We start from the raw sequence: 16640 nt of genomic DNA, 5'->3' as shown, positions 1-16640 counted from the left end.
GCTAAATAGCTTCATTATATTATTTTTGTCCCACCCTCTATTTAACTAGGCATATTTCCTATGCACATCTATTTTCACTCTATATTTTAATAAATATAGGGATCATCTTTTTTACGATCATTATAAGCCCTTTCAGATTGCCAGTCATCCATTGATGGCTTGACTGATTTTGGCTTTTTGTTAGGTTGATTTGGATCCTTTTTAACAAATAGCATTATTGCTACAACAATCCATAGCACGCCTGCAATTAAACTCATATTGAATATACCTACTAACGCTGCAACAATAAGTAGCGAACCAGCTAATATAGGTCGTCCTTTAATGATAGACATTCCAATAATGCCTAAAAGAGTTGAGAAAATAAGTGTTCCCATAGAAAAAGTCATTGCAAAGTTTATCATTTCAGGCGTAACCTTCACATCCTGATTACCAACTTGTTTTAACATTTGCTGGTATTGTTCCGTATTACTATTTTGTCTTACCGTAAAATATGATATTAATGACATAATCAAATACATCATACTTAAACCACAAGCAATCCAGCCAAGAATTAATTCTACCTTTCTATTCACACACTACACCTCCAATATTGAAGTATTTAGTTAAATCATACTAAAATTATAATTTATTTGCGACTAACTTAATAATTTATACAAAGCGGTTAAGCCATAAATGACTTAACCGCTTTAAGGAGATATTAATCTTTATTATCTTCGCTGTTATTTAATTCTTTATCTGATTCAATATCATCTTTATTCAATATTTGTTTACGCTCTTCATAATTCATACGTCGTTGACTAACTGCACTTGGTTGATTTTTGCGACGCTCTTTCATACGTTGATTATAAGCTTTACGTTTTTCTTTTTTCTTGGCTTTAAGTTCAGCCTTTTCTCTTTTACGTTGTGCTTTTTCTTCTTTTTTATCAATTTTCGGCTCTGAATCAACCACATTTTCAGCAAAATCATTTGAATCTTCATCAATGTTGTTATCGTACTGAGATTGTTTATTCGATTTCTGATTGTATTTAGCCTGTCTAGAAAGTACGCCAGTTGCTTCATTCTCATTAGCATCTGTGTGGTACTCATCAGTGATTGCACGTTTTGGATATTGATTATATTTATCTTTCTCAGTGTCAGTTGCTAAATCTTGCTCAGCATCATTACGATGTGTTGTGTCATCAAAGTTGTTATCTCGATAATTATTATCGATATCATCATTGTAATATGGTTTTTTACGACGTGTACGACGGTCTGATTTTTTAGTTTTATGTGGTGGTTCCACATCGTCTTGTTCATAATCGTCATACTGGTTATGATTATCGTAACCATAGTCGTCATTAATATTTCTATTTGATCCATAATAACGATCATCATAATCATTATATTCATCTCTAGGATAGTAATGCGGTTCATAGCCTTGTGATGGACCGTACATAGGTACTGTTTCAACCTTACTCTTCCGTGCAAACATCATGATTGCAATGATAAAGAAGAAAATAGGAATAATTAATGTCACGAATAATAATACCAATGGCAATGTAATAATTGAGGCAATTAAGAATAAGAATCCAGAAAGTATTCTCATATTCATAGATATTAATGCTAAAAATGAAATAAGCAAACATACTATGAAATAAACAATAATTGCCCATACACCATTTTGTAACCAAATCACAAATTGTGTGGTATTTAAACTATTGTTTGTTAAAATCTGCTGAATTAGTTCATTATTATTCATTGAGTTTTCAAGATTTTGAATTGATGTATCATTACTAAATGACACGAGTGCAATAAACATTGTAATAACCGTCAATATAAGTAAGAAAATCCAACTAAACCAACCTAAAAGTTTTTCAGTCAGACGACTCACAGGCCGTTTGATTTGCGTGTAACGTTCTCCTGACATGTATTACAACTCCTTATATAACTTATCAAATAATTATATCTAATTCATTATAAAATAACTACTATTTATAGTCTATTTTAAAGACATTTTAAAGTTTAAGAAACTTTCGTTATATTCTCCTAATGTTTTAGGACCTAAATCTTTATAAACTTCTAATCGCGATTGCTCTTTTTGCGTTGGATAGAAACGATGATCATCTCTTACTTCTTTAGGTAATAACTGACGTGCAGCTTTATTTGGTGTAGCGTATCCTACCCACTCTGTGTTCTGTTTGTTATTTTTAGCGTCAAGAAGGAAATTCATAAATTTATAAGCACCTTCTTTGTTTTGCGCTGTCTTAGGAATAACCATGTTATCAAACCATAGATTAGACCCCTCTTTCGGAATCACATAATTATATTTGTCACTATTTTGCACTAGTGGGGCTGCAACACCACTCCAAACGACTGCGATATTCCCTTCATTTTGTTCAAGCATCATTGTAACCTCGTCTCCAACAACACCACGAACTTGAGGTGCCAGATGATGTAAGTCCTTCTCAGCTTCTTTTAAATGATTGGGATTAGTATCATTTAAACTATAGCCTAATTTATTTAAAGCTAATCCCATAATTTCACGTGCACCATCCACTAATAGGACATCATTTTTATATTTGGGTTGGTATAAAGTACGCCAGCTACTAAAGTCTTCATTTGGATAGGCTTGTTTATTATATAAAATACCCACTGTTCCAAAGAAATAAGGTAGTGAATATTTATTATTTCTATCATATGGCATATTCATATAATTAGGATCTAAATTTTTAATATTGGGAACCTTACTATGGTCAAGTGGTTCTAGTAAATTTTCACGTTTCAATTTTTGAACGGTATATTCACTTGGAAAAGCCACATCATAATGCGTTCCACCATTTCGAATTTTAGCTTCCATCGCTTCGTTCGAATCAAACGTTTCATATACAACTTGAATGCCCGTTTCTTTCTCAAATTGTTTAATTAAATCTGGGTCAATATATTCGCCCCAATTATATACATAAATCTTTTCACCAGTACTCGTATTATCCTGCGATTTAAACCAGTGACTAATACCTAAGCAAATTAAACCGACAACAATGGCACCCAATATAAGTTGTAAAAATTGCTTCACTGTTGTACACCTCGCTTAGCTAAATGTCGTTTTTTCACTGAACGTTGTATTGCATAATAACCAACAATTCCTAATACAATAGCAGCGAATAAAATTGTTGAAATGGCATTAATTTCCATACTAATTCCTTTACGTGCCATAGCATAGACTTCGACAGACAGTACACTAAATCCGTTACCAGTCACGAAGAAACTTACTGTAAAATCATCTAATGAATACGTTAAAGCCATAAAAAAACCACCAATAATGGAAGGCATTAAGTTTGGAATCAATACACGTCCAAGTATTTGTGATTCTGATGCGCCTAAATCGCGTGCAGCATTCAATATATTGTTATTCATTTCATAAAGCTGTGGTAACACTACGATAACAACAATTGGAATACAGAATGCAATATGAGATGCAAGTACTGTTCCAAAGCCTAAACCTAAGCCAGTTATATGTCCAACTGCTGTAAACATAATTAAAAATGAAGCGCCTATCACTACATCTGAGGAAACCATTAGTACATTATTAAGTGTTAACAAAGTTACTTTGAATTTTTTATTTCTTAAGTAATATAACGAAATAGCACCAAATGTTCCTATAATAGTAGAAATTGCTGCCGCTAATAGTGCAACCGCTATTGTATTAAAAATAACAGACATTAAACGGTCATTTTGAAACAGACTTTGATAATGCTCTAAAGTGAAATGTTCAAAATGAATCATATTTCCCGCTGAATTAAATGAATAAAACATAAGGAAAAATATCGGAACATATAATATAACTAATAGAATGCCAATATATAATTTTCCATACCACTTCATTTAATTCACCTTCTTTCGTCCGTTGATTTTGATTTAGTAATAATTAAAATAAACGCCATAAATACAATTAAGAAAATAGCAATTGTAGAACCCATACCATAATTTTGAATCACTAGAAATTGTTCTTCAATTGATGTACCAATATTAATTACTTTATTACCCGCAATCAATCGTGTAATCATGAATAATGATAATGCTGGAATAAAGGTTACTTGAATGCCTGTCATGACACCTTCTTTAGTCAAAGGTACGATTACTTTTCTAAAAGTTGTAAAAGGACTAGCTCCCAAATCACTTGAAGCTTGTAACAAATTATTAGGAATTGCTTTCATACTATTAAATATCGGTAGAATCATAAATGGTATATAAATATAACTTGCTACTAATAAAAATGCGCCTGGCGTAAATAAAAGATTAGCTGCCGGTAAATGAATAAAATTAAGAAATTTATTAATCAAACCTTCATGACTTAATATGCCAATAAACGCATATGTTTTTAGTAAAAGGTTTATCCACGTAGGAATAATTAAAATGAGTAACCACATATTTTGATTTTTTGATGCACGAATAAAGTAAGCAGCCGGATAACTAATTAACAAAGTAATTATTGTAATAAGCGCTGCATAAAAAATTGAATCCCACATCATCTTTAAATATTTCAATGATAATATTTGTTCATAATTGGTAAAACTAAAATGACCATTTAGATCGGTAAATGAGAAATATACGAGTAAAATAACTGGTATGATAATGAATAATAGCATCCATAATAAATATGGAATGATGAGCACTTTATTAATATTACGCATTGTCTAACGCCTCGTAACTTTCAATACGTTTATCAAACTCTTCTTCTGTTTCACCAGGAACCATGATATGAATTGCTTCCGGGTCAAAATAAAGTCCAACTTCGCTGCCGACTTCAGCTTTTTTAGTTGTTTGTATTACCCACTCATACCCTTTTCGATCAATACAGCAAATTTCATAATGTACGCCTCTGAATAACATTGAGTCTACAGTGGCTTTGAATAACCCTTTGTCCGATGCTATTAATGAAATATCCTCAGGTCTGATGACAACTTCTACTTTCTTCCCAGAGGGTATGCCTGCGTCTACACATTCAAAATCTTGACCATAGATATTCACTACAAAATCCTCTACCATTTTACCTTCAACGATATTAGATTCACCTATAAAATCAGCAACAAAACGGTTGACCGGCTCATCATAAATATCTGTTGGTGTACCAAATTGTTGGATTTTACCATCTTTCATAACAAAGATATAATCACTTAAAGCCAACGCCTCTTCTTGATCGTGCGTTACAAATATGAATGTTATTCCTAGGCGTTTTTGTAGTTCACGTAATTCATATTGCATCTCTGTTCTTAATTTTAAATCTAAAGCGGATAATGATTCATCCAACAATAATATTTCAGGTTCGTTGACAATGGCTCTTGCAATTGCCACACGCTGTTTCTGACCGCCACTCATTTCATTGATGTTACGTTGTTCATATCCTGATAACTTCACAAGTCTTAATGCATCTTTTACTTTTTTATCGATATCTTTTTTAGAATGTTTTTTTAACTTTAATCCAAAAGCTATATTATCGTAAACATTTAAATGTGGAAATAAAGCATAATCTTGGAAAACGGTATTTACCTTTCTCTTATTCGCAGGCAAATCACCTATTGATTTATTTAAATAGATAATATCTCCATCATCTGGTTGTTCAAATCCAGCTATGAGCTTCAATATCGTTGTTTTCCCGCAACCTGAAGGACCTAGTAATGTGTAGAAATGACCTGATTCTATCTCTAAATCCATTTTGTTCAATATTGTTACATCGTCAAAACCTTTTGTCACACCTTTAAATGATAACAATGGCTCCATTACTATTCTCCTCCCTTATAAATATGATGCTGTCGCAACAATCAAAATTTCTATTTCTTCTGATGTTTCATTATGTAATTGATGAATTTCATCAGCCCTAAAGTATAAAACATCCTCTTCATTAGCCTGGTATCGTGACTTTCCTAAAGTCAGCGTTACACATCCTTTTAAACAATATATAAATGTGTCTGATTCAGATGGATCGAAATGTTTATAGGATGCACCTGGTTTCAATGATAATATGAGCGGTTCCATTTCAAATTCATTTGATTTCATTACCAACCAATTAAGAACATATCCTCTATCATATTCATCATAAACTGTGCGCTCATCTCTCGTATAAAGCACTTTTTCTTTTGATTTTTCTTTAAAAAAATCACTTGGAGATGTACCTAACACCTCTAGAATATTTAAAAAGGTTTCCATGCTAGGAGAAGCATGCTGACTTTCAATTTGAGAGATGTATCCTTTGGACAAATCTGTACGTTCTGCTAACTCTTCTTGTGTTAAATTCTTTATACGTCTTAAATTACGTAATTTATTGCCAATTTGCATTGTTAATCACCTTAAAAAAAAAGCTATACCTTGTTTACTAATATTAAACATTTTGTTTAATGCTTAATAAAAGTATCAAAATATAGCTTTGACTTCAATAGTTTTTTGAAATTAAATATAAATTAATCTAATAGACTTTATAAGTTTTGATAGTTCACATAGAACAATGCTAAGTTAATTAGCGCTAAACGACGTTTGATCAGGATTATTTTTCACTTCTTGTATGACTTTGTAGCTGTTATAACTACTCTTTTCTTCAAATTCTTTAAATAATTGCTTTTCCTCTGCTTTACCAGGAACGATTTCTTTAAAACGTTTATAATGCTGCATTAAGTCTTGACCATTGACCGATTTTTCATAATAGCTTTCAATTTTATTGAAAAAGGCAATCACATCGACCATTTCTTCGTTAGTCCAATCTAAATCTAGCGGATATTGATACTCCATCTAAACCCTCCTTTTTATTATTTTAGCCGTTATTCATCTTATACCCATTACAGCTAGATAATATTAAAAAAGGGGTGAAACCAAGTTCAAATATGAACTTGAGTTGCACCCCTGTTGACTGTTAAATAACTATAAAACAGTTATTCAATTTATGAAATTAGTCTATTCGACTAATCATTAATTATTACATAGTGTGGATTGGTAATCCAATTGCTTTTTCAGCAGCTTCCATAGACATTTCACCTAATGTTGGGTGAGCGTGTACAGTTAATGCGATATCTTCAGCATTCATACCAGCTTCAATAGCTAAACCTAATTCAGAGATAATGTCTGAAGCGCCGTTACCAGCAATTTGTGCACCGATAACAGTACCGTCTTCTTTTAATGTGATAAGTTTAACGAAACCAGTAGTATCATCTAATGATAATGCACGGCCATTACCAGCATAAGGGAATTTAGAAGCTTTATAGTCTAAACCTTCTTCTTTAGCTTGTGCTTCAGTGTAACCAACTTGAGCTAATTCTGGCTCAGTGAAACATACAGCTGGCATACCGATGTAGTCTACTTCTGATGCTTGGCCAGAAATAGCTTCAGCAGCTACTTTAGCTTCATAACTTGCTTTATGAGCAAGTGGTAAACCAGGAACGATATCACCAATTGCATAAATATTGTCGATAGAAGTACGGCTTTGTTTGTCTACTTCTAATAATCCACGATCAGCGAATTTAAGGCCTAATTCTTCTAAACCTAATTCGTCTGTGTTTGGACGACGACCAACAGTTACTAATACATAATCAGCTTCGATAGTTTTTTCTTCACCTTTAGCTTCATAAGTAACTTTAACGCCATTTTCAGTTTCTTCAGCATTTTTAGCCATTGCTTCAGTAATGATTTCAACGCCTTTAGCTTTCATGCCTTTTTTAACTGGTTGAACCATTTGTTTTTCGAATCCGCCAAGAATTTCTTTAGCGCCTTCTAAAATAGTAACGTCTGAACCGAAGTTAGCAAATGCAGTACCAAGTTCTGAACCAATGTAACCACCACCGACAACGACTAATTTACCTGGAACTTCTTGTAAGTTTAAAGCACCTGTTGAATCGATAACACGTTTACCGAATTCAAAGTTAGGAATTTCGATTGGTCTAGAACCTGTTGCGATAATAGCGTGTTTGAAGTTATAAGTTTGAGCACTTTTTTCGTCCATAACACGTAAGCTATTATTATCAACGAAATATGCTTCACCTTTAACGATTTCAACTTTATTACCTTTTAATAAGCCTTCAACACCACCAGTTAATTTGTTAACAACTGATTTTTTGAATTCTTGAACTTTGTCAAATTTAAGTGATACGCTTTCAGCGATAACACCTAAGTTTTCAGAGTGTTGTGCTTCTACAAAGCGGTGTGAAGCGTGTAATAATGCTTTAGAAGGAATACAACCAACGTTTAAGCATACACCACCTAAGTTACCTTTCTCAACGATAGTAACTTTTTGTCCTAATTGTGCTGCACGAATTGCTGCAACGTATCCACCAGGACCTGCTCCGATTACAATAGTATCTGTTTCAATTGGGAAATCTCCAACTACCATGTTTTACCCCTCCATTAATAATAATTCTGGATTATTTAATAAGCGTTTAATGTGATTCATAGCGTTTTGTCCAGTTGCACCATCAATTTGTCTGTGGTCAAAGCTTAATGATAAAGCTAATACTGGAGCTGCTACGATTTCACCGTCTTTAACGATAGGTTTTTGAGCAATACGGCCAATACCTAAGATAGCTACTTCTGGGTGGTTGATAACTGGAGTGAACCATTGTCCACCAGCTGAACCGATATTACTGATTGTGCATGTAGCACCTTTCATTTCGTCAGATGTTAATTTACCATCACGTGCTTTAACAGCTAATTCGTTGATTTCATCTGAAATTTGGAAGATTGATTTACGGTCTGCATTTTTAACTACAGGTACTAATAAACCTCTTTCAGTGTCAGCAGCAATACCAATGTTCCAATAGTGTTTGTGTACGATTTCGCCAGCTTCTTCGTTGAATGAAGTGTTAAGTGCTGGGTATTTTTTAAGTGCAGAAACTAATGCTTTAACAACATATGGTAAGAAAGTTAATTTAATACCTTGTTCAGCTGCAACTTCTTTGAATTTTTTACGGTGATCCCATAAATCTTGAACATCAATTTCATCCATTAATGTTACGTGAGGAGCAGTGTGTTTAGAGTTAACCATTGCTTTCGCAATTGCTCTACGCATTGCTGGGATTTTTTCTGTAGTTTCAGGGAAGTCACCTTCAGGTACAGATTGTGTTTGAACTGCAGAAGTATCTTCTGATGTTGAAGCAGCTGCACTTTCGTTTGAAGCTGTTGCTGCTTGCGCACCGCCACCATTTAAGTGGTTGTCGATATCTTCTTTAGTAATACGACCATTTTTACCTGAACCAGCTACTGCTTTGATGTTAACGCCTTTTTCACGAGCATATTTACGAACAGATGGCATAGCTTTGATTTGTCTATTTTCATCTACTTCTTCATCTTGTGAAGCTGATGCTGCTGGTGCTTCTTCTGTTTTAGCTTCTTCTTGAGCTGGTGCTTCTTCTGTTGAAGCATCGTCATCATGACCACCTTTAAATTGCATATCTTCTGCATCAGGTGCGTCGATTTTAACAATAACATCACCTACTACTGCTACAGTACCTTCGTCAACTACAACTTCTTCAACAGTACCGCTAACAGGAGATGGGATTTCAACTACAGATTTGTCATTTTGAACCTCTGCTAATACATCATCTTCTTCAATTGTATCTCCGGCTTTAACAAACCATTTTACAATTTCACCTTCGTGGATACCTTCACCAATGTCGGGTAATCTAAATTCAAATGCCACGTTCTTGTCCTCCTAGATTTCTTATTCATCATTTAATAAATTTATAACATAGAGCAAGGACAGAATAATTTGAACCAATACATCAAATTACTTTGCCCTACGCCTCTAGTTTACACTTACTTATTCACACATAGAGTAAAAAGTAAACATGTTACTTACTTACTTCCTATAAGTCTGATTGCTAGCTAATTGTTAAGCTAAAAGTATTAGAATTCTAATGTAGCTTTAGCTTGTTCAACGATGTCGTTTTTGTTTGGTAACCAAACATTTTCAGCTTGAGTAAATGGATATACTGTATCAGCAGCAGCTACACGAGCGATTGGTGCTTCTAATGAAAGGATAGCACGTTCAGCTAATTCAGCAGCTACTGTAGCACCAACACCAGCTTGACGTTGTGCTTCTTGAACTACTACAGCACGACCAGTTTTTTCAACTGAAGCAACTAAAGTATCGATGTCGATAGGTTGTACAGTACGTAAGTCAATAACTTCTACTGAGTAACCTTCTTTTTCTAATTCTTCAGCAGCTTTTTCAGATTCTTGAACCATTGCACCGTAAGCGATTAATGTGATGTCGTTACCTTCTTTTCTCACATTAGCTTTACCGATGTCAATTGTATATTCTTCTTCTGGAACTTCTTCACGGAATGAACGGTATAATTTCATGTGCTCTAAATATACAACTGGATCATTTGATCTGATTGATGATAGTAATAAACCTTTAGCATCATATGGGCCTGAAGGAATAACTACTTTAATACCTGGTGATTGAGCTAAAATACCTTCTAAGTTATCAGCGTGTAATTCAGGTGTATGAACACCACCACCGAATGGTGCACGGATTGTAACAGGTGCTACTTTAGAACCACCTGAACGGAAACGTGTACGAGCAATTTGACCAGCAACTTCGTCAAATACTTCAAATACGAAACCAAGGAATTGGATTTCCATTACTGGACGGAAACCTTCTACAGTTAAACCAAGAGCTAAACCACCGATACCAGATTCAGCTAATGGCGTATCGAATACACGATCTTCACCGAATTCTTTTTGTAAACCTTCAGTTACACGGAATACACCACCGTTAACACCAACGTCTTCACCGAAAACTACTACGTTTTCGTCATTTTGCAATTCAGTTTTAAGCGCATTGTTAATCGCTTGAACCATTGTCATTTGTGCCATGGCTTATTTCGACTCCTTCTCTTTGTAAATTTCATATTGTTCAGCTAAGTTTTGAGGCATATCTTCGTACATGATATCCATTAAGTCAATAACTGTTTGTTTTGGAGTATTGTCAGCCTCTTTGATAGCTTTCTTGATGTCGTCTTTAGCACGTTCAATAACTTCATTTTCTTTATCTTCGTTCCATAATCCTTTGTTTTCTAAGAATTTTCTGAAACGAACTAATGGGTCTTTTTTCTTCCAATCTTCATCTTCATCTGAAGTTCTGTAACGAGTTGGGTCATCTCCAGCCATTGTATGAGGACCATAACGATAAGTCATAGTTTCAATTAATGTTGGACCTTCACCATTAATAGCACGATCACGAGCTTCTTTAGTAGCTTGGTATACAGCTAATGCATCCATACCATCAACTTGGATACCAGGGATACCTACTGCAATAGCTTTTTGAGCTAATGAAGTTGCTGCTGTTTGTTTACTACGTGGCGTAGAAATAGCATAGTTGTTATTTTGGATAACAAAAATTGCTGGTGCTTTGTAAGCTGAAGCAAAGTTGATACCTTCATAGAAGTCACCTTGTGATGAACCACCGTCACCAGTGTAAGTGATCGCTACTGCTTTTTTACCACGTTTTTTAATACCGAATGCTACACCAGCAGTTTGAATGTATTGTGCACCGATAATGATTTGTGGACTGAATGCATTAACACCTTCAGGGAATTGATTTCCTTTGAAGTGTCCTCTTGAGAATAAGAAAGCTTCAGTTAATGGTAAACCATGCCAAATGATTTGTGGCACGTCACGGTAACCTGGTAAGATGAAGTCTTCTTTTTCTAAAGCGTATTGTGAAGCTAATTGTGAAGCTTCTTGTCCAGCTGTTGGCGCATAGAAACCTAAACGACCTTGTCTATTTAATGAAATAGAACGTTGGTCAAGAATACGTGTCCACACCATTCTTTCCATTAATTCTACTAGTTGTTCATCAGTTAAATCAGGTACTAAGTCTTCATTTACGACATTACCATCAACATCCAAAATTTGAACCATTTCAAATTTCGACTGAGTATCATTTAATACTTTTACTGCATCGAATTGGGCTTGTAACTTAGGAGCCATTCAATTCACCATACCTTTCCCATATAATAGAAATTCATTTTATCCTCTCATAGTGTACCACAATTTATTTGTACTGTTAAATATTTTAATAAAGTTCTGTATTACTAAAAAAGATACAGTTTTTCCAACTGTATCATTATCGATATTCAATCTGTATCAATACCCAAAGTACTACAGATTATCAACATCTTGTTTTTCTTTATTTACTGTGTTCATAGCTTTTGAATATTCTTTAAATTTGTCTTGGAAATTCTTCTGTGCTTTATTTAATGCATCATTCTTTTCATCTACTTGAGATTGCGTTATACCATCCTGTTTGATAAGTTCGAATAAATCTTTTTCTTTATCTAAAACATTTTTATAGGCATCCGCATATTTGTCATGAACTTTATATTTGTTTTTAACTGCATCATCTAATTCTTTAAGTTCTTTTTTCTTGTCATCACTTTTAATTTCTTTGATGTGTGACTCGCCTTTATTAAATTGTTTCTTAGAATCGTCTAATGCTGCTATTTCTTTATCAAATGTATCTTCTCTTTGTTTGATATTATCAAGAATATCATCAGCTGCTTTCTTACGTGTTTCCTCGTTATCACTATTCGCTTTTTTATATAAATCTTGTTTCTTTTCTTCAAGAGAATTTAATTTCTTGCTAATACTATTAATAGGTTGTTCTTTATCAAACGCCTTTTGAACATTTTCATTGTATGCTTTCACTTCTTTTTTATCTGTTGTACAACCTGCTAATAAAACTGTCGACGCTGCTACTACTGCAACTGTTTTACGTAGTTTCATTGAGTGTAAACCTCCTCGTAGTCATTCGACTGTTATCATATAGAATTATGCTTTATAAATCAAATGAAATAAGATAATGTACTTATGATTCGTTTTTCTGTTATATTTTATTATAAGGAAGGTGTATGACATGTTAACTATGAAAGATATTATCAGAGATGGTCATCCTACGTTACGCGCTAAAGCGGAAGATGTAAATTTACCGTTATCTGATGAAGATAAAAATACATTAAAAGAAATGCGTCAATTTTTAATTAACAGTCAAGATGATGACATTGCTAAAAAATATGGTTTACGTTCAGGCGTTGGTTTAGCTGCTCCTCAAATCAATGTTTCTAAAAGAATGATTGCTGTTTACTTACCTGATGATGGAAACGGTAAATCATATGACTATATGCTGGTTAATCCTAAAATCATGAGCCACAGTGTTCAACACGCCTATTTACCTACTGGTGAAGGTTGTTTGAGTGTGGATGAAAATATTCCCGGATTAGTTCATAGACATTATAGAGTAACTATTAAAGCATTAGACATTGACGGTAATGAAGTTAAATTAAGATTAAAAGGTTACCCTGCGATTATTTTCCAACATGAAATCGATCATTTAAACGGTATTATGTTCTATGATTATATTGATCAAGACAATCCATTAACACCATTACCAGACTCAGTTGAGGTTTAACTTTAATCAAGTTTATTTTACTCAAGCTATTTTCAAATATGGAAGTAGTTTGAGTTTTTTATTTATCCACGGCGTGAACAATAAATTTAATTCTTACTTATTTAATAATATTTAGACTTTATATCTAGTAATTGAAGTGTTGAACAGATATAAACTGCTTTATTTATTTATATACATAATGTAAAATAAATAGTAACTGAAATCTTAGTGTAATGCTAATTTTCAAATAATGAACGACATTTATATTTGCCTTAATACACGCTTGAAAGTCAGAAACATATCATATTGTGCTTAATCACATAACTATTAGGTCGATATTTATAACATGACGCTAATATCAACACGTAGACAAATCAATATCTGCAAATAATTGTAAATTGATAAAGTACTACTATTAACCTACGCAATATGACTGGACGTATCAAGTTGATTAAGGTTTCAGATTAATAAAATCAATTAAGATGTTTAAATTTAGGAGGAACTATCCAATATGACAGTATTTAAAGTATTTTTCCAACATAACAAAGACGAAGTAATCGTTCGTGAAAACACAAATACAATTTATGTTGAAGGTGAAACAGAGGAACAAGTAAGACGTTATTTAAAAGACCGCAATTATAATATCGAATTCATTACTAAATTAGAGGGCGCACATTTAGAATATGAAAAAGAACATTCTGATCATTTCAACGTGGAGAATGCTCAATAATGAAGCAATTACATTCTAACGAAGTAGGTGTATATGCTTTAGGTGGCTTAGGTGAAGTCGGTAAAAACACTTACGCCATCGAATATAAGAATGAAATCGTCATCATAGATGCTGGAATTAAATTCCCTGATGATAATTTACTAGGAATTGACTACGTCATTCCTGATTACACTTACCTCGAACAAAATCAAGATAAAATTGTCGGTCTATTCATAACGCACGGACATGAAGACCATATAGGTGGTGTGCCCTACCTATTAAAGCAAATTAATGTACCTATTTATGGCGGTCCATTAGCTTTAGGACTAATACGTAATAAGCTAGATGAACACAACTTGTTACGTAATGCATCATTAAATGAGATTACAGAAGATAGTGTTATTAAATCGAAACACTTTGAAATATCATTTTATCTAACAACTCATAGTATTCCTGAAGCTTACGGTGTAATTATCGACACACCTGAAGGCAAAATTGTTCATACTGGTGACTTTAAATTTGATTTCACGCCTGTAGGTGAACCAGCGAATATTGCTAAAATGGCTGAATTAGGTAAAGAAGGTGTTCTATGCCTTCTATCTGATTCAACTAATGCCTTAGTTCCTGATTTCACACTAAGTGAGCGAGAAGTCGGACAGAACGTTGATAAGATTTTCCGTAATTGTAAGGGACGTATTATATTTGCTACCTTTGCATCTAATATTTACCGTGTACAACAAGCGGTTGAAGCTGCAATTAAATACAATCGTAAAATTGTAACATTTGGTCGTTCTATGGAAAATAATATCAAAATTGGTATGGAGCTTGGTTACATCAAAGCACCGCCAGAAACTTTTGTGGAGCCAAATAAAATTAACAATATTCCTAAACATGAATTACTTATTCTATGTACAGGCTCTCAAGGTGAACCGATGGCTGCTTTATCTCGTATCGCAAATGGAACGCATAAACAAATTAAAATTATTCCAGATGATACTGTAGTCTTCAGTTCTTCACCTATTCCAGGTAATACTAAGAGTATCAACCGCACTATTAATGCTTTATATAAAGCTGGTGCTGATGTAATTCATAGTAAAATATCTAATATCCATACATCAGGTCACGGTTCACAAGGCGATCAGCAATTAATGCTTCGCTTAATTCAACCGAAATACTTCTTACCTATTCACGGTGAATATCGCATGCTTAAAGCACATGGTCAGACTGGTGTTGACTGTGGTGTTAAAGAAGACAACGTCTTTATCTTTGATATCGGTGACGTGCTTGCATTAACACATGACTCAGCACGTAAAGCAGGTCGTATACCTTCTGGAAATGTGTTAGTTGATGGTAGTGGTATTGGTGATATTGGTAATGTCGTTATCCGCGATCGTAAATTATTATCTGAAGAAGGCTTAGTCATAGTTGTCGTTAGTATCGATTTCAGTACTAATAAATTGCTTTCTGGTCCAGACATCATTTCTCGTGGTTTCGTATATATGCGAGAATCTGGACAATTAATTTACGATGCGCAACGTAAAATTAAAACTGATGTTATTTCAAAACTAAATGCTAATCCAAATATTCAATGGCATCAAATTAAATCGTCAATCATTGAGACACTACAACCTTATTTATATGATAAAACAGCACGTCGTCCAATGATTTTACCTGTAATCATGAAAGTGAACGAAGATTAATAAATGGTTTCTGCATGACGTAATAGCGTCCAGGACATAAAGTTCCAGGATAAGTAAATTAAGACAATTTCTATTGAAATAATATAGAAATTGTCTTTTTTATTATTTTTAGCTCATTGAGTTGTTACTTTCTTTATATTATGTGCATTAGCACAATTCCTTATTCTCTTTTGGATTTATTTATCTCTTGTACAGACATTCGAGTGAAACCCAAAAACGCCTCCATAAATCTAAAAGTAAGCGCCACATCAATTTTCCTTTGACTGTAGGTGGTTTTCGTTTTAGATTCTAAAAGTATTCAATTAATTTGGGCTTTAAAACATTCACAATTATAATTCTTCATTCATTTTTTATTTATTTTTGAATTGAAGTTCATACAGTTGTCCATTTTTCATACAATCTTCTTTCATTTTCATCAATGTGACATCATGGTCTATTTTAAAATAACTATTATTATATTTTGGTATAGTTACTTGAGTCATATTATATTTTTTAGTATTTTAATATAAAATTACATATAAATATAAAATATTTTGGCGAGACTCTTACGTTGATTATTAATGAACATAAGTGCTCACACACTTAGGTAAGTAGCTCTATAGATGGATAATAATTGGCGTTGCGTGCGGGGCCCTAGCGAAGAGATTTTCAACATGAAAATCTACAAGCAAAGTAAGCTGGGGTTAATTAACGTAAGTGCTCACACACTTACGTAAATAGTTCTAAGATAGATTACGAAACAGAGTTGTGGAGACTCCTCTGTTGGTTATTAATGAACATAAGTGATAGCGCACTTATGTAAGAAATTCTAAAGATGAAC

The 16640-nt window shown here is 33.5% G+C and carries 16 protein-coding genes and 1 pseudogene; 3 read left to right on the top strand and 14 right to left on the bottom strand.

Features of this window, described 5'->3' with window-relative positions; translation table 11 throughout:
• Positions 1-86: 86 nt before the first annotated feature.
• The 13 genes from HMPREF3239_RS09180 to HMPREF3239_RS09120 all read right to left on the bottom strand — a co-directional run bounded on the left by HMPREF3239_RS09180 (position 87) and on the right by HMPREF3239_RS09120 (position 12750).
• Positions 87-572, bottom strand: a complete 486-nt coding sequence (locus tag HMPREF3239_RS09180; RefSeq protein ID WP_016930728.1) for a DUF4064 domain-containing protein — start codon at positions 570-572, stop codon at positions 87-89.
• A gap of 125 nt (positions 573-697) precedes the next feature.
• Positions 698-1906: a lipoteichoic acid stability factor AuxB gene (gene auxB, locus HMPREF3239_RS09175; RefSeq protein ID WP_070855408.1), complete on the bottom strand. Its 1209-nt coding sequence runs from the start codon at positions 1904-1906 to the stop codon at positions 698-700.
• Positions 1907-1978: 72 nt separating this feature from the next.
• Positions 1979-3052 carry an ABC transporter substrate-binding protein gene (locus HMPREF3239_RS09170; protein ID WP_016930730.1) on the bottom strand — a complete coding sequence of 358 codons (1074 nt, stop codon included), beginning with the start codon at positions 3050-3052 and terminating at the stop codon, positions 1979-1981.
• Positions 3049-3861: an ABC transporter permease gene (locus tag HMPREF3239_RS09165; protein ID WP_016930731.1), complete on the bottom strand. Its 813-nt coding sequence runs from the start codon at positions 3859-3861 to the stop codon at positions 3049-3051. Before HMPREF3239_RS09165 ends, HMPREF3239_RS09170 begins: the two co-directional genes overlap by 4 nt.
• A 5-nt stretch (positions 3862-3866) precedes the next feature.
• Positions 3867-4670, bottom strand: coding sequence for an ABC transporter permease (locus HMPREF3239_RS09160; RefSeq protein ID WP_016930732.1), 804 nt, complete (start codon positions 4668-4670; stop codon positions 3867-3869).
• On the bottom strand, positions 4663-5757 hold the full coding sequence (locus tag HMPREF3239_RS09155) for an ABC transporter ATP-binding protein (protein WP_016930733.1): 1095 nt from the start codon (positions 5755-5757) through the stop codon (positions 4663-4665). Before HMPREF3239_RS09155 ends, HMPREF3239_RS09160 begins: the two co-directional genes overlap by 8 nt.
• A 15-nt stretch (positions 5758-5772) precedes the next feature.
• Entirely contained in the window at positions 5773-6312 is a 540-nt protein-coding gene (locus HMPREF3239_RS09150; protein WP_016930734.1) for a helix-turn-helix domain-containing protein, read from the bottom strand.
• Positions 6313-6486: 174 nt separating this feature from the next.
• Positions 6487-6759: a UPF0223 family protein gene (locus HMPREF3239_RS09145; protein ID WP_016930735.1), complete on the bottom strand. Its 273-nt coding sequence runs from the start codon at positions 6757-6759 to the stop codon at positions 6487-6489.
• 184 nt (positions 6760-6943) lie between these two features.
• A complete protein-coding gene (lpdA, locus tag HMPREF3239_RS09140; RefSeq protein WP_016930736.1) occupies positions 6944-8350 on the bottom strand; it encodes a dihydrolipoyl dehydrogenase in 1407 nt (468 codons plus the stop codon).
• A 3-nt stretch (positions 8351-8353) separates the two neighbouring features.
• Positions 8354-9655: a dihydrolipoamide acetyltransferase family protein gene (locus HMPREF3239_RS09135; RefSeq protein ID WP_016930737.1), complete on the bottom strand. Its 1302-nt coding sequence runs from the start codon at positions 9653-9655 to the stop codon at positions 8354-8356.
• A 206-nt stretch (positions 9656-9861) separates the two neighbouring features.
• Positions 9862-10839 (bottom strand): alpha-ketoacid dehydrogenase subunit beta, encoded by a 978-nt coding sequence (locus tag HMPREF3239_RS09130; RefSeq protein ID WP_053022629.1) that lies wholly within the window; start codon positions 10837-10839, stop codon positions 9862-9864.
• A gap of 3 nt (positions 10840-10842) precedes the next feature.
• Entirely contained in the window at positions 10843-11955 is a 1113-nt protein-coding gene (pdhA, locus tag HMPREF3239_RS09125; protein WP_053022628.1) for a pyruvate dehydrogenase (acetyl-transferring) E1 component subunit alpha, read from the bottom strand.
• A 171-nt stretch (positions 11956-12126) separates the two neighbouring features.
• Positions 12127-12750, bottom strand: a complete 624-nt coding sequence (locus tag HMPREF3239_RS09120) for a YkyA family protein (protein WP_053022627.1) — start codon at positions 12748-12750, stop codon at positions 12127-12129.
• Between the two features lie 130 nt (positions 12751-12880).
• Between HMPREF3239_RS09120 and def the strand changes: the two genes are divergently transcribed.
• From def to rnjA, 3 genes are all read left to right on the top strand, one after another.
• A complete protein-coding gene (gene def, locus HMPREF3239_RS09115; protein WP_053022626.1) occupies positions 12881-13432 on the top strand; it encodes a peptide deformylase in 552 nt (183 codons plus the stop codon).
• A gap of 490 nt (positions 13433-13922) precedes the next feature.
• Positions 13923-14141 (top strand): DNA-dependent RNA polymerase subunit epsilon, encoded by a 219-nt coding sequence (locus tag HMPREF3239_RS09110; RefSeq protein ID WP_053022625.1) that lies wholly within the window; start codon positions 13923-13925, stop codon positions 14139-14141.
• Entirely contained in the window at positions 14141-15820 is a 1680-nt protein-coding gene (gene rnjA / locus HMPREF3239_RS09105) for a ribonuclease J1 (RefSeq protein WP_053022624.1), read from the top strand. Before HMPREF3239_RS09110 ends, rnjA begins: the two co-directional genes overlap by 1 nt.
• Here rnjA and HMPREF3239_RS12335 read toward each other — a convergent pair.
• Positions 15817-16199: pseudogene (locus tag HMPREF3239_RS12335) on the bottom strand (IS5/IS1182 family transposase); the annotation flags it as partial. The gene rnjA and the pseudogene HMPREF3239_RS12335 sit on opposite strands and share 4 nt — an antisense overlap.
• Positions 16200-16640: the final 441 nt, after the last annotated feature.

The sequence above is a fragment of the Staphylococcus sp. HMSC34C02 genome, assembly GCF_001838705.1.
Taxonomy (GTDB): domain Bacteria; phylum Bacillota; class Bacilli; order Staphylococcales; family Staphylococcaceae; genus Staphylococcus; species Staphylococcus borealis.
This window is presented reverse-complemented; position numbering and strand designations above follow the sequence as displayed.